Genomic DNA, 17,670 nt, shown 5'->3' on the forward strand with positions numbered 1-17,670 from the left:
CCCCCGACAAGGAGGCGCGCATGCGCTTCAGACACAGAGCCGCGGCGGGGCTGGCGACCCTCGTGCTCCCCCTCGCCGGAATCGTCGGCATCTCGGGCCACGCCCAGGCCGCCGCCGACGCGGCGGCCACCGCCACCGCCACCTTCACCAAGACCGGTGACTGGGGCAGCGGCTTCGGCGGATCGTGGACCGTCAAGAACACCGGCACCTCGGCGATCAGCTCCTGGACCGTGGAGTGGGACTACCCCTCCGACACCAAGGTCACCTCCGCCTGGGACGCCACGGTCACCAACTCCGGCAACCACTGGACCGCCAAGAACGTCGGCTGGAACGGCTCCATCGCCCCCGGCGCCTCGGTCACCTTCGGCTACAACGGCACCGGCTCCGGCTCGCCCTCGGGCTGTACGCTCAACGGCGGCAGCTGCGACGGCGGCCCGAGCGTCCCCGGCGACAACCCGCCCTCCGCGCCGGGCACCCCCACCGCCTCCGGCGTCACCGACACCTCGGTCAAGCTCTCCTGGGGCGCCGCCACCGACGACAAGGGCGTCAAGAACTACGACGTCCTGCGCGACGGCAAGAAGGTCGCCACCGTCACGACCACGTCCTACACCGACAACGGTCTGACCGCCGGCACCGACTACTCCTACACCGTGCAGGCCCGCGACACCGCCGACCAGACCGGTCCGGTCAGCGGCTCGGTCGCCGTGCACACCACCGGCGGCGGCACCACCACCCCGCCCACCGGCGACAAGGTCAAGCTCGGCTACTTCACCGAGTGGGGCATCTACGGACGCAACTACAACGTCAAGAACCTGGTGACGTCCGGCTCCGCGTCCAAGATCACGCACATCAACTACGCCTTCGGCAACGTCACCGGCGGCAAGTGCGCGATCGGCGACTCCTACGCCGACTACGACAAGGCGTTCACCGCCGACCAGGCCGTCAGCGGCGTCGCCGACACCTGGGACCAGCCGCTGCGCGGCAACTTCAACCAGCTGCGCGAGCTGAAGGCCAAGTACCCGAACATCAAGGTGATCTGGTCCTTCGGCGGCTGGACCTGGTCCGGCGGCTTCGGTGACGCGGCCAAGAACCCGGCGGCCTTCGCCCAGTCCTGCTACGACCTGGTGCACGACCCGCGCTGGGCCGACGTCTTCGACGGCATCGACATCGACTGGGAATACCCGAACGCCTGCGGTCTGACCTGCGACACCAGCGGACCGGCGGCCTTCAAGGGCCTGATGTCCGCGCTGCGCGCCAAGTTCGGCAAGGAGCTGGTCACCGCCGCCGTCACCGCGGACGGCTCGGCCGGCGGCAAGATCGACCTCACCGACTACGCGGGCGCCTCGCAGTACGTCGACTGGTACAACGTGATGACGTACGACTTCTTCGGCGCCTGGGACGCGAAGGGCCCGACGGCCCCGCACTCCCCGCTCACCTCGTACTCCGGCATCCCCAAGGACGGCTTCGACACGGCCGACGCCATGGCCAAGTTCAAGGCCCAGGGCGTGCCCGCGAAGAAGCTGCTGCTCGGCATCGGCTTCTACGGCCGCGGCTGGACCGGCGTCACCCAGGACGCCCCGGGCGGCACGGCGACCGGAGCGGCACCCGGCACCTACGAGGCGGGCATCGAGGACTACAAGGTCCTCAAGAACAGCTGCCCCGTCACCGGCACCGTCGCCGGCACCGCGTACGCGCACTGCGGCAGCAACTGGTGGTCCTACGACACCCCGTCGACCATCAAGTCGAAGATGGCCTGGGCCAACAGCCAGGGCCTCGGCGGCGCCTTCTTCTGGGAGTTCAGCGGTGACACCAGCAACGGTGAACTGGTGAGCGCCCTCAGCAGCGGCCTGTCGTAAGGACCGTCCGCTCCCCTGAAACACCGAAGCTCCCCCGGTCGGCGGACCGGGGGAGCTTCTTCACGCGCAGGGGCCACAGCAGAGCCGGGGCCCGTGGGCCGGACGAGCCGGGCTCGCGGGGCTCGGTGATCGCGCCCGCGCCCTGCCCCGGGCCGGACGAACGGTCCTACGCGACGTTCACCCGCTGGCCGGGCGGTGCCGCCTCCAGCCAGGCCAGGAAACCGGTCAGCGCGTCCTCGCTCATGGCCAGCTCCACCCGAGTGCCCCGGTGCAGGCAGGTGAGGATCACCGCGTCCGACAGCAGGGCGAGTTCCTCCTCGCCCTCGGGACGCCGGCGGCCGGCCACCTCGATCGAGGACCGCTCCAGCGTGCGGCGCGGACGGGGGGCGTAGGAGAAGACCCGGAACCACTCGACGCGGTCGCCGTTGTAGCGGGCCACCCCGTAGCTCCAGCCCTTGCCGCTGGTGTCCGGCTCCAGGGCCACGTCCCAGCGCAGGCTGCAGTCGAAGGTGCCGCCGGAACGCTGGATGAGCCTGCGGCGCAGACCGAAGACGAACAGTCCCACCACCACGAGCGCGACCACGATCGAGCACACAGTCAGAGCGAGGACCATCGGCACCGACCTCCTCGTCTCCTAGGTAATGGAACGGAAAAAACACCCACATCCGCCTCAGCCGCGGCCGGTACCGGATCGCTCCGGTACCAGCCGCGGCTGAGGGGTGTCGTCTACATGGTGTCGCTGGTTCAGCGCACCGCCGTCGCCGCTCGCAGGCGGACGTCCGCGCGACGCTCGGCGGTGGCATCGCCCTCCGCCTTCGCGCGCTCGAGTTCCCGCTCCACGCGCTGGACGTCGATCTCGTCGGAGAGTTCCGCGATCTCGGCCAGCAGCGACAGCTTGTTGTCGGCGAAGGAGACGAAACCGCCGTGCACCGCGGCCACGACCGTCGCGCCTTCACTCGTACGGATGGTCACCGGGCCCGACTCCAGCACACCGAGCAGCGGCTGGTGACCGGGCATGACGCCGATGTCGCCGGACGTGGTGCGCGCGACGACCAGGGTGGCCTCGCCGGACCAGACCTGGCGGTCGGCGGCGACCAGCTCGACGTGCAGCTCAGCAGCCAAGAGTGGCTCCTCGGGTCACCACCCGGCAGGGACGCCGGGTGTTGGGGTCAATTCTAAGGGGCGTGTGTGAGGGGGCGGGACGCGCCCGCCCCCTCACACGAACTCAGACGCGAGTTCAGGAGACGCCCAGCTCCTTGGCGTTCTTCTTCAGGTCCTCGAGACCACCGCACATGAAGAAGGCCTGCTCCGGGAAGTGGTCGTACTCGCCGTCGCAGATCGCGTTGAAGGCCGCGATCGACTCGTCCAGCGGGACGTCCGACCCGTCGACGCCGGTGAACTGCTTGGCGACGTGGGTGTTCTGGGACAGGAAGCGCTCCACGCGACGGGCACGGTGGACGACGAGCTTGTCCTCCTCGCCCAGCTCGTCGATACCGAGGATCGCGATGATGTCCTGCAGGTCCTTGTATTTCTGCAGGATGTTCTTCACGCGCATGGCCGCGTTGTAGTGGTCCTGCGCGATGTAGCGCGGGTCCAGGATCCGGGACGTGGAGTCCAGCGGGTCCACGGCCGGGTAGATGCCCTTCTCCGAGATCGGACGGGACAGAACCGTCGTCGCGTCGAGGTGGGCGAAGGTGGTCGCCGGGGCCGGGTCGGTCAGGTCGTCGGCGGGGACGTAGATCGCCTGCATCGAGGTGATCGAGTGACCGCGGGTCGAGGTGATGCGCTCCTGGAGGAGGCCCATCTCGTCGGCCAGGTTCGGCTGGTAACCCACCGCGGACGGCATGCGGCCGAGCAGCGTGGAGACCTCGGAGCCGGCCTGCGTGAAGCGGAAGATGTTGTCGATGAAGAACAGCACGTCCTGCTTCTGGACGTCGCGGAAGTACTCGGCCATGGTCAGGCCGGCCAGCGCGACGCGCAGACGGGTGCCCGGGGGCTCGTCCATCTGGCCGAAGACCAGGGCGGTCTTGTCGATGACGCCCGAGTCGGACATCTCCTCGATGAGGTCGTTGCCCTCACGGGTGCGCTCACCGACACCGGCGAACACGGAGACACCGTCGTGGTTGTTGGCGACGCGGTAGATCATCTCCTGGATGAGCACCGTCTTGCCGACGCCGGCACCGCCGAACAGACCGATCTTGCCGCCCTTGACGTACGGGGTCAGCAGGTCGATGACCTTGACGCCGGTCTCGAACATCTCGGTCTTCGACTCGAGCTCGTCGAAGCGCGGGGCCTTGCGGTGGATGGACCAGCGCTCGCCCGAGTACTGCTCGTCGACGTTCAGCACCTCACCGAGGGTGTTGAACACCTTGCCCTTGGTGAAGTCGCCGACCGGGACGGTGATGCCGTCGCCGGTGTCGGTCACCGTGGCCTGGCGGACCAGGCCGTCGGTGGGCTGCATCGAGATGGTGCGGACCAGGCCGTCACCCAGGTGCTGGGCGACCTCCAGGGTCAGCGTCTTCTTCGCGCCCTCGTTCGCCGGGTCGGAGACCTCGACGTGCAGAGCGTTGTAGATGTCCGGCATCGCGTCGACGGGGAACTCCACGTCGACGACCGGGCCGATGACCCGCGCGACGCGGCCCGTCGCCGTGGCCGTCTCAACAGTGGTGGTCATTAGTTGTCACTCCCCGCGGTCGCGTCGGCCAGGGCACTGGCGCCACCGACGATCTCGCTGATTTCCTGGGTGATTTCGGCCTGGCGGGCCGCGTTGGCAAGACGGGAGAGCGTGTTGATCAGCTCGCCCGCGTTGTCGGTGGCCGACTTCATCGCGCGCCGCGTGGCGGCGTGCTTCGAAGCGGCCGACTGGAGCAGCGCGTTGTAGATGCGGCTTTCCACGTAGCGCGGCAGCAGGGCGTCGAGGACGTCCTCCGCCGAGGGCTCGAAGTCGTACAGCGGCAGGATCTCGCCCTTGGGCGCCACCTCCGCCGCGACCTCTTCGAGGCGCAGCGGGAGCAGCCGGGGGTCGACCGCCGTCTGCGTCATCATCGAGACGAACTCGGTGTAGACGATGTGGAGTTCGTCCACACCGCCCTCGGCCGTGTCCTTCTCGATCGCCTCGATCAGGGGTGCCGCGACCGTCTTGGCGTCCGCGTAGGTCGGCTCGTCGGTGAAGCCCGTGAACGACCCCGCGACCGTGCGCTCGCGGAAGTTGTAGTGGGCCACACCACGCCGGCCGACGATGTACGTGTCGACCTGCCTGCCCTCGCGCTCCAGGCGCTCGGTCAGCTGCTCCGCCGCCTTGATGGCGTTGGAGTTGAAGGCGCCGGCCAGACCGCGGTCGCTCGTCAGGAGCAGGACCGCGGCACGGGTCGGGTTCTCCGCCTCCGTGGTGAGCGGGTGCTTGGTGTTCGAACCGGTGCCGACCGCCGTGACCGCGCGGGTCAGTTCCTGCGCGTACGGCGTGGAGGCCGCCACCTTGCGCTGCGCCTTGACGACGCGCGAGGCGGCGATCATCTCCATCGCCTTGGTGATCTTCTTGGTCGCGGTGACGGATCGGATGCGACGCTTGTAGACCCGGAGCTGGGCTCCCATGAGTCAGGTCCCTTCCTTACGTCACTTGGCGGCAGCGGCCGGAGTGTCCTCGCCGAGCAGCTTGCCGTCCGAGGTCTCGAACTGCTTCTTGAACTCGGCGACGGCGTCGTCGATCGCCTGGATCGTGTCGTTCGACATCTTGGCGCCCTCCTTGATGGAGGTCATGAGGCCCTGCTCCTTGCGGTGCAGGTACTCCAGCAGCTCCTTCTCGAAGCGGCGGATGTCGGCGACGGGCACCTCGTCCATCTTGCCGTTGGTGCCGGCCCAGACGGAGACGACCTGGTCCTCGGTGGCCATCGGCTGGTACTGGTTCTGCTTCAGCAGCTCGACCATGCGCTGGCCGCGCTCCAGCTGGGACTTGGAGGCCGCGTCCAGGTCGGAACCGAAGGCGGCGAACGCCTCCAGCTCACGGAACTGGGCGAGGTCCACGCGCAGCCGGCCGGAGACCTGGCGCATCGCCTTGTGCTGGGCGGAGCCACCGACTCGGGAGACCGAGATGCCGACGTTCAGCGCGGGGCGCTGACCGGCGTTGAACAGGTCCGACTCCAGGAAGCACTGGCCGTCGGTGATGGAGATGACGTTGGTCGGGATGAACGCCGAGACGTCGTTGGCCTTGGTCTCGACGATCGGCAGACCGGTCATCGAACCGGCGCCCATGTCGTCGGAGAGCTTGGCGCAGCGCTCCAGCAGACGCGAGTGCAGGTAGAAGACGTCGCCCGGGTAGGCCTCGCGGCCCGGCGGGCGGCGCAGCAGCAGGGAGACGGCACGGTAGGCGTCGGCCTGCTTCGACAGGTCGTCGAAGATGATCAGGACGTGCTTGCCCTGGTACATCCAGTGCTGGCCGATGGCGGAACCGGTGTAGGGCGCCAGGTACTTGAAGCCGGCCGGGTCGGACGCCGGGGCGGCGACGATGGTCGTGTACTCCAGCGCGCCGTTCTCCTCCAGCGCGCGGCGGACCGACGCGATGGTGGAGCCCTTCTGGCCGATGGCGACGTAGATGCAGCGGACCTGCTTGTTCGGGTCGCCGGTGCGCCAGTTGTCGCGCTGGTTGATGATCGTGTCGACGGCCAGGGCGGTCTTGCCGGTCTGGCGGTCACCGATGATCAGCTGGCGCTGGCCGCGGCCGATCGGGGTCATGGCGTCGACGGCCTTGTAGCCGGTCTCCATCGGCTCGTGCACCGACTTGCGCTGCATGACCGTGGGGGCCTGCAGTTCGAGGGCGCGGCGGCCGTCGGTCTCGATCTCGCCGAGGCCGTCGATCGGGTTGCCGAGGGGGTCGACGACGCGGCCGAGGTAGCCCTCGCCCACGGCGACCGACAGGACCTCGCCGGTGCGGGTGACCGGCTGGCCCTCCTCGATGCCGCTGAACTCACCGAGGACGATGGCACCGATCTCGCGCTCCTCGAGGTTGAGGGCGAGGCCGAGGGTGCCGTCCTCGAACTTCAGCAGCTCGTTGGCCATGGCCGAGGGCAGGCCCTCGACCTTCGCGATGCCGTCGCCGGCAAGGGTGACCGTACCGACCTCCTCGCGCGAGGCCGCGTCCGGCTTGTACGACTGGACGAAGTTCTCCAGCGCGTCCCGGATCTCCTCCGGCCGGATCGTGAGCTCCGCCATCTGGGTTCCCTGCTCTCCTTGTTGGGCCCGAAGTTTCACTTGGGGGGGTGTTCCACGAGTTCGGGACTCCCCCCAATAAGAGGTGAATCCTCTGCACGGCCCAACCAGGGCCGTCGTGTACGTCTTGCGTGTTGAGTTGCTGCTAGCTCGCCATGCGGCGGGCGGCCTCGTCGAGCCGGTCCGCGAGCGAGCCGTTGATGATCTCGTCGCCGACCTGCACCCGGATTCCGCCGACCAGCTCGGGGTCCACGTCGAGGTTGAGGTGCATCTGGCGGCCGTAGAGCCGGCCGAGGGCGGCGCCGAGGCGCTGCTTCTGGCCGTCGCTCAGCGGGACCGCCGAGGTGACCACGGCGACCATGCGGTTGCGGCGGTCGGCGGCGAGCTTGGAGAGGGACTCCAGTCCCGCTTCCAGGCTACGTCCCCGCGGCGCGCTCACCAGGCGCGTCACCAGTCGCTCGGTGACCGGCTTGGCCCGGCCGCCGAGCAGCCGGTGCAGCAGCTCGACCTTGGCCGAGGTGCTCGCGGCACGGTCGGTGAGCGCGGCACGCAGTTCGGTGCTGGAGGAGACGATCCGGCTGAACCGGAACAGCTCGTCCTCGACGTCGTCCAGCGTGCCGGACCGCTCCGCCGCGGTGAGGTCGGCGATGTCCGCCAGTTCCTCCAGCGCGTCGACCAGGTCCCGCGACTGCGACCAGCGCGAGCGCACCATGCCGGACACCAGGTCCGCGGCGGGGCCGCCGATCTGGCTGCCGAGCAGGCGCTGGACCAGCGTGGCCTTGGCGTCCGAGGACTGCGCCGGGTCGGTGAGGACCCGGCGCAGGCCGACCTCGCGGTGGAGCAGCGCGGTGACGGCCGCCAGCTCGTCGGCGAGCCGCGTGGCGTCGGCGGACGTGGAGTCCGTCAGCGCGTCGAGACGCTCACGCGCGGCGCTCAGAGCCTCACGGCTCGCTCCGTGCGCTGTCATCGAGCCGCCTCAGCCGTCGAAGCGGCCTCGTCGAGCCCGTCGAGGAAGCGGTCGATCACGCGGCTCTGCCGGGCGTGGTCCTCCAGGGACTCGCCGACGAGCTTGCCGGCCAGCTCGGTGGCGAGCTTGCCGACGTCCTGACGGAGCACGGACGCGGCGGCCTTGCGGTCGGCCTCGAGCTGGGTGTGGCCGGCGGCGACGATCTCCTCGCGCTGGCGCTGGCCCTCGGCCCGCATCTCGGCGATGAGCGCGGCACCCTGCTCCTGCGCCTCCTGGCGCAGGCGCGCGGCCTCGTGCCGGGCCTCGGCGAGCTGGGCCTTGTACTGCTCGAGGACGCTCTGGGCCTCGACCTTCATGGCCTCGGCCTCTTCGATACCGCCTTCGATCGCCGCGCGGCGCTCCTCCAGAACCTTGTTGATGTTCGGCAGGAGCTTCTTCCCGAGGAAGAAGAAGACGATGGCGAAGGTGACGAGGCCGATGACCAGCTCGGGGCCGGGCGGGATGAGAGGGTTCTGCTGCTCCTCCGCCGCCAGCTGCACCAGCTGCTGTGTCAGCTGCATGTCATCAGTGCCTTTCCCTAATGGGGTGGGTCGTCCGCCGCGGTTTACTTGTAGGTGTAAACGAACGGCATGACGATGCCGATGAGGGCGAGCGCCTCACAGAAGGCGAAGCCCAGGATCTGGTTGGCACGGATCAGACCGGCGGCCTCGGGCTGGCGGGCGAGCGCCTGGGTGCCGTTGCCGAAGATGATGCCGATGCCGATGCCGGGACCGATGGCGGCGAGGCCGTAGCCGACGGAGGCGATGGAGCCGGTGACGGCGGCAAGGGTCTCAGTGGCAGCCATGCTGATTCTTCCTTCTCTTTCAAGGACCGGTGGGGGTTGGCCACCGGACGTCTGTGACGGGGGCGGTGCGGGACGGTGGCTCAGTGGTGCTCGGCGAGAGCGCCCTGAACGTAGGAGCAGGCCAGGAGGACGAACACGTACGCCTGGACGGCCTGGACGAAGAGCTCGAACAGGATCATGACCATGGCCATGACGAACGAGACGGCGCCGGCCGCGACCAGCCAGCTGTTCATCAGGTACCAGCTCGCGACGGTGAACATCACGAGCAGCAGGTGACCGGCGAACATGTTGGCGAACAGTCGCACCGCGTGCGTGAACGGGCGGACCAGGACGTTCGAGAAGAACTCGATGACCACCACGAGCGGCAGCACCGGGCCGAGCGACTTGTCGTAACCGGTCAGGTTCTTGAAGCCGCCGGCGAAGCCGTGCTTCTTGAACGTCAGGACCATCCAGGTCACGTAGACGCACAGGGCCAGGGCGGCCGGGTAGGCGATGATCGACGTCACCGGGAACTGGGCGACCGGGATGATCGACCAGAGGTTCATGATCCAGATGAAGAAGAACAGCGAGACCATGAACGGGACGTACTTCTCGCCCTCGCGCTTGCCGAGCGTCTCGTAGACGATGCCGCGGCGCACGAAGTCGTAGCCCGCCTCACCGACCATCTGCAGCTTGCCGGGCACCACCTTGGCCTTGCTGAATGCGGCCCAGAAGAAGCCGACCACCACGAGCGAGGTGATGATGGCGAGCAGCATCGGCTTGTCGAAGTCGTAGCCGCCGACCGAGAACATCGGCTTGAAGAGGAAGGAGTGGAGGCCCGGCGACGGAAAGCCGCAGCCGTTGTCGGCGAAGACGCGGCAACTCCAGTCGAAGGCGAGCGTGGTCTGTTCAGCACTCACCGCGGGCTCCTTCAGCGTGGCGCATGGGTACGGCAACCTCGTTGTGTCGGCGCGGCGAGCAGCCGCGGGTCGGCACCGGACTGGTGTGACGGATGTGGGGGCGGCCGGCGGGCATCGAGCCTCGCGATCGAGCAGGCGTCAGCTCAGATGCCCGCGCCCGCGATGCCGCAGTTGGCACCGGACGATAGCAGGAGATCTCACACGCCTTTATCCCGGGCCTACCCCTCACGACGAAGACCCTGTCTTCTCGGACTTCTCGTTCTTCTCGGAGTCCGGTTCGACGTAGAAGATCTTGGACTTCATGTGTGCGCGTGCCTGCGCGGCCATCCAGACGACGGTCGCGACGACGAGCGAGAACGCGAACGCCTTCGCGTTGAACAGCGTGGTGCCCTTGAAAAGGGCCAAGAAGATCAAGAGCAGCAGCAGTTGGGCCACGTAGAGCATGAGGCCCATGGCCTGGAAGAGCTGCGGAAGCGTTTTCGCGGTCCACTGCAGTACGTAGAGACCGATCCCCATGTAGAGGATGGCGAGCACCACCCCGACGACGGCCCCGATCGCGCCCTTGCCTCCGGCGACCGCACCGCTGACCGCCACGGCGACCACACCGACGGCGGCGGTGGGCACGGCGGTGTGCAGTAGGTTCCGGACGTCATTGGACGGCATGGCGGCAACTCCGCTTTCACAGGGGGGCAGGGTGTCGTCATGGACGAGCGTAGTCCCCGGTCCGAGAGAGGAACCTCATCACCAAGGGACCCTTGCATCGGGGTCCTTCGGCTCTGTCCGGGGTTCTCGTGAACGGTATCACAAACTATTTGATGCGGTCTTTACCAAGTGGGTGTGCTGGCTGTCACACATGAGAGTGACAGTGCCCGTCTGTGCAAAAACGAGGGCAACTTGTCTGGTATTAGACCGCTTTGCTCCCCCATGAACAGGCAACGCTTTAGTCAGATTCTTACCTTGGGCGTCAGCGTGACGTTCCGGCTTTGCGCCCGTCGAGGACCCGCGAACGGGGTCCCACGGCGGTCGCGCCGTTGACCCCGGCCACCGTGGCCGCGACCGGCTCAGGGGCCTCCTGCGCACCGGAGGCCTCCACGGCCCCCTCCACCTCGGCGGCCCCGGCGCCGGTCCCTGCGGACGTCCCCGCGCGGGCACCCGCGCCCGGGGCCACGGCCCCCCGGCGGCGACGGCGCCGGTAGCGCGGCGGCACGAACTGCTCCGCCCAGTGCGGGGCGCGCGGGGTGAAGCGCGGCAGCAGCAGCAGGACGAGCCCGAGGAAGCTGAGCAGCACGATCCCGAGCACGATCCACATCGAGGCCGAGTTGACCGAGTAGCCGAGCGCGCCGAAGCCGATCAGCGCCGCCCAGAAGTACATGATCAGCACCGCCCGGCTGTGCGAGTGGCCGATCTGGAGCAGGCGGTGGTGCAGGTGGCCGCGGTCCGCGGCGAACGGCGACTGGCCGCGCCACGTGCGGCGGACCACCGCGAAGACGAAGTCCGAGGCCGGGATCGCGATGATCGTCAGCGGCATGAGCAGCGGGATGTAGACGGGCACCATCTGGTGCACGGCGTTGCGTTCGGAGCCGGAGAACAGCTTCATCACGTCCGGGTCGACCTGCCCGGTCACCGAGATCGCGCCGGCCGCGAGGACCAGACCGATCAGCATCGAGCCCGAGTCACCCATGAAGATCCGCGCGGGATGCATGTTGTGCGGCAGGAAGCCCAGGCACATGCCCATCAGGACGGCCGCGAAGAGGGTGGCCGGGGCCGCCGCCTCGATGCCGTACGAGTACCAGATCCGGTAGGCGTACATGAAGAACGCGGCGGCGGCGATGCACACCATGCCGGCGGCGAGACCGTCGAGGCCGTCGACGAAGTTGACCGCGTTGATCGTGATCACGACGAGGGCCACGGTCAGCAGGGTGCCCTGCCACTGGGTGAGCGCCACCGTGCCCACACCGGGTACCGGCAGCCACAGGATCGTCAGACCCTGCATGACCATCACACCGGCGGCGATCATCTGGCCGCCCAACTTGATCAGGGCGTCGATCTCGAACTTGTCGTCCAGGACACCGATCAGCCAGATCAGCGCGGCACCCGACAGCAGCGCGCGCGGTTCGTTCGACTTCTCGAAGACCTCGTTGAGGTTGGTGAGGTGGTCGGCGACCAGCAGGCCCGCGCACATGCCGAAGAACATCGCGATCCCGCCGAGCCGCGGAGTGGGTTCCCGGTGCACGTCACGCGCCCGGATCTCCGGCATCGCCCCCGCCACGATCGCGAACTTGCGCACCGGCCCGGTCAGCAGGTACGTCACCGCGGCCGTGATGCAGAGCGTCAGCAGGTATTCACGCACAGGCTTCCCCACAGGTCTCGCTGGCCATCTCAGCCTCACACCCTAGCGACGCGAGCATATGTATGGGGACTTCCGGGTAGCGACGATGGTTGCACATACGGCTGTGCGCGGACTCCGCACGGGTCCGCGCCTACCCCCGCGCGGCCCTTTCACCCCGTACGAGCCCTGTGTACAGGCCCTGCCCGGCCCCTCCCGCACGGCCCGCCTCAGCCCGGATACGGCGGGAACGCGGCCGTGAGTTCGCGCACGTCCTCCCGCGCCCGCGCGCCGTCCAGCTCCCCGCGCAGCACCTTGCCGAGCAGCACCGCGATCCGCGCCATCTCCTCCTGCCCCATGCCCTGTGTGGTCACCGCGGCCGTCCCCAGGCGCAGCCCGCGGGCGCCGGAGTGCGGCAGCGCGCAGCAGTCCAGCACGATCCCGGCGGCGGCCAGCCGCCCGCGCGCGGTGCGCCCCTCGACACCGAGCGGCGCCGGGTCGGCGGTGATCAGGTGGGTGTCGGTGCCGCCGGTGGTCACGGCCAGGCCCTCCGCGGCCAGGTGGGCCGCCAGCACGCGCGCGTTGGCGACCACCTGGTGGGCGTAGGCGCCGAACGCCGGGGTGGCGGCCTCGCCGAACGCCACCGCCTTCGCCGCGATGGTGTGCATCTGGGCTCCGCCCTGGGTGAACGGGAACACCGCCCGGTCCACCCGCTCGGCCAGCTCGCTCCCGCACAGGATCATCCCGCCGCGCGGCCCGCGCAGCACCTTGTGGGTGGTGGCGCACACCACGTCGGCGTACGGCACCGGGCTGGGCGCCGCTCCCCCGGCGACCAGCCCCATCGGGTGCGCGGCGTCGGCGATCAGATAGGCGCCGACCTCGTCGGCGACCGCGCGGAAGAAGGCGTGGTCGATGTGGCGCGGGTAGGCGATCGACCCGCACACGATCGCCTTGGGCCGGTGCGTACGGGCCAGCGCGCGCACCTGCTGGTGGTCGATGAGCCCGCTCTCGGCGTCCACGCCGTAGCCGACGAAGTCGAACCAGCGTCCGGAGAAGTTCGCGGGCGAACCGTGGGTGAGGTGCCCGCCGTGCGGCAGGCCGAGGGCGAGCACGGTGTCGCCGGGCCGCAGCAGCGCCGCGTAGGCGGCCAGCACCGCGGACGAGCCCGAGTGCGACTGGACGTTGGCGTGCTCGGCGCCGAAGAGCGCCTTCGCGCGCTCGACGGCGAGGCGTTCGGCGGCGTCGACGAGTTCGCAGCCGCCGTGGTGGCGGGCGCCCGGGTAGCCCTCGGCGTACTTGTTCGCCAGCGGCGAGCCGAGCGCGGCCAGCACCGCGGGCGAGGTGAAGTTCTCCGCCGCGATCAGCTGGAGCGTCGTCGACTGCCGGGCCAGCTCCCCCAGCACGATGTCGGCCACTTCCGGATCCTGCCGCCGCAGGACATCGGCCTCTAGGCCGGGGATGACCGACATGGTGGGCTCCGGACGGTCGACGGTGACGTACGTCCAATGTAGGCCCGCGCCGCGGGGGCCGCTCGGCCGTTACGCCTTCACGGGGACGCACGCACGGGTGAGGCCCGGGCGCCCGGGCGGCCCTCGGTGACCCGGCGCCCGGCACCCGCCCGGACCGGCCCGTGCGGCGCCCCCGTCGCGCGGGCGCCGCGGCCCCGGACGGCGCCGGCACCACCGGCGCCCGGGCTCAGGTCCGGGCCGGGACGCCGGTCAGGGCGGTGACGACCGGGTCCAGCGCCTCGTGTATCTCGTCGCCGATGGAGCGGAAGAACGGCAGCGGGGCGCCGTAGGGGTCGTAGACCTCGTCCGCCTCCGCGTTCGGGGCCAGGAGCCACCCGCGCAGCGCCGCGGCGGCCCGCACCAGCGCCCGGGCACGCTCGACCACACCGTCCTGGAGCGGCGGCAGCGTGGCCGGGTCGATCGCCCTCACCAGCCGGGTGAACTCCTTGAGCGTGAAGGTGCGCAGCCCCGCCGAGTGCCCCATCGAGATCACCTGGGCCCGGTGGTCACGGGTCGCGGTGAGGACCAGGTCGGCGCGGATCACGTGCTCGTCCAGCAGTTCCCGGCCGGTGAAGCCGGAGGCGTCCGCGCCGAAGTCGGCGAGGACCGTCTCGGCGTTGGTCTCCATGGGCGCGCCCTCGTGGCCCCAGGTGCCCGCGCTCTCCACGATCAGACCGCCGCCGGCCGGGTCGCCGAGCCGGTCCGCCACGAAGTGCCGGGTCAGCCGCTCGGTGATGGGCGAGCGGCACACGTTGCCGGTGCTGACGTGGAGGATGCGGAAGGCCCCGCCGGGCAGCGCCGGCTGGGCCGGGATCGTCGGGATCACCGGCTCGTCCTTCCCGCCTATGCCACGCATGGGGGTCCCCCCTGCGGGAGCCGGGCCGTGAGCCCGGGGGTGTCAAGCGCCGTCAATTCGCCACCTCAAGGTCGGGTACGACCTTGCGCAGCTCCTCGGCCGACAGCGCGCCCGCGCGCAGCAGTACCGGCACCGCGCGGCTGACGTCGACGATGGACGACGGCGCGTTGCCGGGGGTCGGGCCGCCGTCGAGGTAGACGGAGACGGAGTCGCCGAGCATCTCCTGGGCGGCGTCGCACGTCTCCGGCGCGGGATGGCCGGTGAGGTTCGCCGAGGAGACGGCCATCGGGCCGAACTCGTTGAGCAGTTCGATGGCGACCGGGTGCAGCGGCATGCGCACGGCGACCGTGCCGCGGGTGTCGCCCAGGTCCCACTGCAGGGACGGCTGGTGCCTGGCGATGAGCGTGAGGGCGCCCGGCCAGAACGCGTCCACCAGTTCCCAGGCCATCTCGGAGAAGTCCGTGACCAGCCCGTGCAGCGTGTTCGGGGAGCCGATGAGGACGGGCGTGGGCATGGCGCGCCCGCGGCCCTTGGCGGCGAGCAGGTCGGCGACGGCCTCCGAGGAGAACGCGTCGGCGCCGATGCCGTACACGGTGTCGGTCGGCAGCACCACGAGTTCGCCCCGGCGGACGGCGGACGCGGCCTCGCGCAGACCCGTCGCGCGGTCGGTGGCGTCGTTGGTGTCGTATCGCCGTGCCATTGTCAGCGGGCCTCCTCGTACACGTACTGCTGGTCTGAAGTCCTGGTGGTGGGCTGCGCCGGGCTCATGGCAGCGCCTTGCGGGCGGTGGCGAACCGCGGCCGGTTGTTGAGGTCGGGGTGGTCGGCCGCGTCGGCCCAGCCCCGCTCCTCGGTGAAGATCCACGGCACCTGGCCGCCCTGGGTGTCGGCGTGCTCGATGACGACGACGCCGCCCGGGCGCAGCAGCCGGTGCGCGGTGCGCTCGATGCCGCGGATCAGGTCGAGGCCGTCCTCGCCGGAGAACAGTGCCAGCTCGGGGTCGTAGTCGCGGGCCTCCGGGGCGACGTACTCCCATTCGGTCAGCGGGATGTACGGCGGGTTGGAGATGACGAGGTCGACCTGGCCGTCGAGGTCGGGGAAGGCGGTCAGGGCGTCGCCCTGGCGCAGGTCCACCCTGGATCCCTCGACGTTCTTGCGGGTCCACGTCAGCGCGTCCTCGCTCAGCTCCACCGCGTGCACGCGCGAGCGCGGCACCTCCTGGGCGAGGGCGAGGGCGATGGCGCCGGAGCCGGTGCACAGGTCGACGATGCACGGCTCGACCACGTCCATGGCGCGCACGGCGTCTATGGCCCAGCCGACGACCGACTCGGTCTCGGGCCGCGGCACGAAGACCCCGGGTCCGACCTGCAGCTCCAGGTAGCGGAAGTAGGCCCGCCCGGTGATGTGCTGCAACGGCTCGCGCTGCTCGCGCCGGGCGACGACCTCCCAGTAGCGGGCGTCGAAGTCGGCGTCCTTGACGGAGTGCAGCTGACCGCGCTTGACGCCGTGCACGAAGGCGGCCAGTTCCTCGGCGTCGTTGCGCGGCGAGGGCACACCGGCGTCGGCCAGCCGCTGGGTGGCCTGCGCCACCTCCGCGAGCAGCACGCTGCGGGGGCCTGGGGGTCGCCCCCCGGATTCTTGCTGCACGCTGGTCCTCCGTGCTCGGTAACTACTCCGTGCGTCCGTACGTCCGCGGGCCCCTGCGCCCGCGGGCCGCGCGTCCGCGGGGCCGTACGGCGGTGGCGCCGGGTCCCGCGGGGGTGCCGGGCGGCCGTGCCCGCCTCACGCCGCGGTGCCCTGCGGCCCGGGCCTCACGCGGCCGCGAGCTTGGCGGCCGAGTCGGCGTCGACGCAGGCCTGGATGACGGCGGCGAGGTCGCCGTCCAGGACCTGGTCCAGGTTGTAGGCCTTGAAGCCGACCCGGTGGTCGGAGATGCGGTTCTCCGGGAAGTTGTAGGTGCGGATCTTCTCGGAGCGGTCGACGGTGCGGACCTGGCTGCGGCGGGCGTCCGCGGCCTCCTTCTCCGCTTCCTCCTGCGCCGCCGCCAGCAGCCTGGAGCGCAGGATACGCATCGCCTGCTCCTTGTTCTGCAGCTGGCTCTTCTCGTTCTGGCAGGAGGCGACGACTCCGGTGGGCAGGTGCGTGATGCGCACCGCGGAGTCGGTGGTGTTGACCGACTGGCCGCCGGGCCCGGAGGACCGGTAGACGTCGATCCGCAGGTCGTTCGGGTTGATCTCGACGTCGACCTCCTCGGCCTCGGGCGTCACGAGGACCCCCGCCGCCGAGGTGTGGATGCGGCCCTGGGACTCGGTGGCCGGCACGCGCTGCACCCGGTGCACGCCGCCCTCGTACTTCAGCCGCGCCCACACGCCCTGGCCGGGCTCGATCTGCCCGCGCGCCTTCACGGCGACCTGGACGTCCTTGTAGCCGCCCAGCTCGGACTCGGTGGCGTCGATGATCTCGGTCTTCCAGCCGACGCGCTCGGCGTAGCGCAGGTACATGCGCAGCAGGTCACCGGCGAACAGCGCCGACTCGTCGCCGCCCGCGCCGGCCTTGATCTCCAGGATGACGTCCTTGTCGTCGCTGGGATCGCGCGGCACGAGCAGCAGGCGCAGCTTCTCGGTCAGCTCCTCGCGCTGCTTGTCCAGCTCCTTGACCTCGGCGGCGAAGTCGGGGTCGTCGGCGGCCAGTTCACGCGCGGTGTCGATGTCGTCGCCGGTCTGCTTCCAGGAGCGGTACGTGGCGACGATCGGGGTCAGCTCGGCGTAACGCTTGTTGAGCTTGCGCGCGTTCGCCTGGTCGGCGTGGACCGAGGGGTCGGCGAGCTTCTTCTCCAGGTCGGCGTGCTCGACGACGAGCTCCTCGACGGCCTCGAACATCTTGGGCTCCTGCTACTGCTGGGGGAGGGGAAGGGCGGACGACCAAAAACGCCGGTCCCGGGCGCGCCCCGGTGGGGGCGCGGCCGTGGACCGGCGAAATGGGGCTCGCTACTTCTTGGAGCCGGCGGCAGCCTTGCCGAAGCGGGCCTCGAAGCGGGCCACACGGCCACCGGTGTCGAGGATCTTCTGCTTGCCCGTGTAGAACGGGTGGCACTCGGAGCAGACCTCGGCCCGGATGGTGCCGGACTCGATGGTGCTGCGGGTGGTGAACGACGCGCCGCAGGTGCAGCTGACCTGCGTCTCGACGTACTCGGGGTGGATCTCGCGCTTCAAG

18 protein-coding genes are annotated in these 17,670 nt (G+C 70.0%); 1 reads left to right on the forward strand and 17 read right to left on the reverse strand.

Annotated features, from left to right (window positions below):
* The first annotated feature begins 20 nt into the window (after positions 1-20).
* Positions 21-1,856, forward strand: coding sequence for a glycoside hydrolase family 18 chitinase (locus tag ABZ719_RS10555; RefSeq protein ID WP_366724826.1), 1,836 nt, complete (start codon positions 21-23; stop codon positions 1,854-1,856).
* Positions 1,857-2,022: 166 nt separating this feature from the next.
* Here ABZ719_RS10555 and ABZ719_RS10560 read toward each other — a convergent pair whose 3' ends face one another.
* From ABZ719_RS10560 to rpmE, 17 genes are all read right to left on the reverse strand, one after another.
* Positions 2,023-2,469 carry a DUF2550 domain-containing protein gene (locus ABZ719_RS10560; protein WP_037851804.1) on the reverse strand — a complete coding sequence of 149 codons (447 nt, stop codon included), beginning with the start codon at positions 2,467-2,469 and terminating at the stop codon, positions 2,023-2,025.
* A 131-nt stretch (positions 2,470-2,600) separates the two neighbouring features.
* Entirely contained in the window at positions 2,601-2,978 is a 378-nt protein-coding gene (locus ABZ719_RS10565; protein WP_018571462.1) for a F0F1 ATP synthase subunit epsilon, read from the reverse strand.
* A 115-nt stretch (positions 2,979-3,093) separates the two neighbouring features.
* The gene (gene atpD / locus ABZ719_RS10570) at positions 3,094-4,530 is read right to left on the reverse strand and encodes a F0F1 ATP synthase subunit beta (RefSeq protein WP_037851809.1); all 1,437 of its coding nucleotides are present in this window, start codon (positions 4,528-4,530) and stop codon (positions 3,094-3,096) included.
* Complete coding sequence (locus ABZ719_RS10575; protein WP_366724827.1) at positions 4,530-5,447, reverse strand: F0F1 ATP synthase subunit gamma; 918 nt, start codon at positions 5,445-5,447, stop codon at positions 4,530-4,532. Before ABZ719_RS10575 ends, atpD begins: the two co-directional genes overlap by 1 nt.
* A gap of 21 nt (positions 5,448-5,468) precedes the next feature.
* Complete coding sequence (gene atpA / locus ABZ719_RS10580) at positions 5,469-7,061, reverse strand: F0F1 ATP synthase subunit alpha (RefSeq protein WP_360969317.1); 1,593 nt, start codon at positions 7,059-7,061, stop codon at positions 5,469-5,471.
* Between the two features lie 142 nt (positions 7,062-7,203).
* Positions 7,204-8,025, reverse strand: coding sequence for a F0F1 ATP synthase subunit delta (locus tag ABZ719_RS10585; RefSeq protein WP_366724828.1), 822 nt, complete (start codon positions 8,023-8,025; stop codon positions 7,204-7,206).
* Complete coding sequence (locus ABZ719_RS10590) at positions 8,022-8,585, reverse strand: F0F1 ATP synthase subunit B (RefSeq protein WP_366724829.1); 564 nt, start codon at positions 8,583-8,585, stop codon at positions 8,022-8,024. Before ABZ719_RS10590 ends, ABZ719_RS10585 begins: the two co-directional genes overlap by 4 nt.
* 44 nt (positions 8,586-8,629) lie before the next feature.
* Entirely contained in the window at positions 8,630-8,869 is a 240-nt protein-coding gene (gene atpE / locus ABZ719_RS10595) for an ATP synthase F0 subunit C (protein WP_018571456.1), read from the reverse strand.
* An 80-nt stretch (positions 8,870-8,949) separates the two neighbouring features.
* Positions 8,950-9,768, reverse strand: coding sequence for a F0F1 ATP synthase subunit A (atpB, locus tag ABZ719_RS10600; protein WP_037851820.1), 819 nt, complete (start codon positions 9,766-9,768; stop codon positions 8,950-8,952).
* Between the two features lie 225 nt (positions 9,769-9,993).
* Complete coding sequence (locus tag ABZ719_RS10605; protein WP_037851822.1) at positions 9,994-10,431, reverse strand: hypothetical protein; 438 nt, start codon at positions 10,429-10,431, stop codon at positions 9,994-9,996.
* Between the two features lie 301 nt (positions 10,432-10,732).
* A complete protein-coding gene (locus tag ABZ719_RS10610) occupies positions 10,733-12,118 on the reverse strand; it encodes an MraY family glycosyltransferase (RefSeq protein WP_366724830.1) in 1,386 nt (461 codons plus the stop codon).
* Positions 12,119-12,324: 206 nt separating this feature from the next.
* Positions 12,325-13,563, reverse strand: a complete 1,239-nt coding sequence (gene glyA / locus ABZ719_RS10615; RefSeq protein WP_366724831.1) for a serine hydroxymethyltransferase — start codon at positions 13,561-13,563, stop codon at positions 12,325-12,327.
* Between the two features lie 226 nt (positions 13,564-13,789).
* Positions 13,790-14,458 (reverse strand): protein-tyrosine-phosphatase, encoded by a 669-nt coding sequence (locus tag ABZ719_RS10620; RefSeq protein ID WP_366724832.1) that lies wholly within the window; start codon positions 14,456-14,458, stop codon positions 13,790-13,792.
* A 52-nt stretch (positions 14,459-14,510) separates the two neighbouring features.
* Positions 14,511-15,158: an L-threonylcarbamoyladenylate synthase gene (locus tag ABZ719_RS10625; protein ID WP_366724833.1), complete on the reverse strand. Its 648-nt coding sequence runs from the start codon at positions 15,156-15,158 to the stop codon at positions 14,511-14,513.
* Between the two features lie 64 nt (positions 15,159-15,222).
* A complete protein-coding gene (gene prmC / locus ABZ719_RS10630) occupies positions 15,223-16,062 on the reverse strand; it encodes a peptide chain release factor N(5)-glutamine methyltransferase (RefSeq protein WP_366724944.1) in 840 nt (279 codons plus the stop codon).
* A gap of 206 nt (positions 16,063-16,268) precedes the next feature.
* Positions 16,269-17,336 (reverse strand): peptide chain release factor 1, encoded by a 1,068-nt coding sequence (prfA, locus tag ABZ719_RS10635; protein ID WP_366724834.1) that lies wholly within the window; start codon positions 17,334-17,336, stop codon positions 16,269-16,271.
* 108 nt (positions 17,337-17,444) lie between these two features.
* Entirely contained in the window at positions 17,445-17,669 is a 225-nt protein-coding gene (gene rpmE / locus ABZ719_RS10640; protein WP_009190627.1) for a 50S ribosomal protein L31, read from the reverse strand.
* Position 17,670: the final 1 nt, after the last annotated feature.

The organism is Streptomyces sp. NPDC006743, from assembly GCF_040703815.1.
In the GTDB taxonomy this organism is placed as follows: domain Bacteria; phylum Actinomycetota; class Actinomycetes; order Streptomycetales; family Streptomycetaceae; genus Streptomyces.

Coding starts and splice junctions, on each gene's coding strand:
- ABZ719_RS10555 (WP_366724826.1), top strand. CDS start 21: ATGCGCTTCAGACACAGAGCCGCGGCGGGGCTGGCGACCCTCGTGCTC.
- ABZ719_RS10560 (WP_037851804.1), bottom strand. CDS start 2,469: ATGGTCCTCGCTCTGACTGTGTGCTCGATCGTGGTCGCGCTCGTGGTG.
- atpD (WP_037851809.1), bottom strand. CDS start 4,530: ATGACCACCACTGTTGAGACGGCCACGGCGACGGGCCGCGTCGCGCGG.
- ABZ719_RS10575 (WP_366724827.1), bottom strand. CDS start 5,447: ATGGGAGCCCAGCTCCGGGTCTACAAGCGTCGCATCCGATCCGTCACC.
- atpA (WP_360969317.1), bottom strand. CDS start 7,061: ATGGCGGAGCTCACGATCCGGCCGGAGGAGATCCGGGACGCGCTGGAG.
- ABZ719_RS10585 (WP_366724828.1), bottom strand. CDS start 8,025: ATGACAGCGCACGGAGCGAGCCGTGAGGCTCTGAGCGCCGCGCGTGAG.
- ABZ719_RS10590 (WP_366724829.1), bottom strand. CDS start 8,585: ATGCAGCTGACACAGCAGCTGGTGCAGCTGGCGGCGGAGGAGCAGCAG.
- atpE (WP_018571456.1), bottom strand. CDS start 8,869: ATGGCTGCCACTGAGACCCTTGCCGCCGTCACCGGCTCCATCGCCTCC.
- ABZ719_RS10605 (WP_037851822.1), bottom strand. CDS start 10,431: ATGCCGTCCAATGACGTCCGGAACCTACTGCACACCGCCGTGCCCACC.
- glyA (WP_366724831.1), bottom strand. CDS start 13,563: ATGTCGGTCATCCCCGGCCTAGAGGCCGATGTCCTGCGGCGGCAGGAT.
- ABZ719_RS10620 (WP_366724832.1), bottom strand. CDS start 14,458: ATGCGTGGCATAGGCGGGAAGGACGAGCCGGTGATCCCGACGATCCCG.
- ABZ719_RS10625 (WP_366724833.1), bottom strand. CDS start 15,158: ATGGCACGGCGATACGACACCAACGACGCCACCGACCGCGCGACGGGT.
- prfA (WP_366724834.1), bottom strand. CDS start 17,336: ATGTTCGAGGCCGTCGAGGAGCTCGTCGTCGAGCACGCCGACCTGGAG.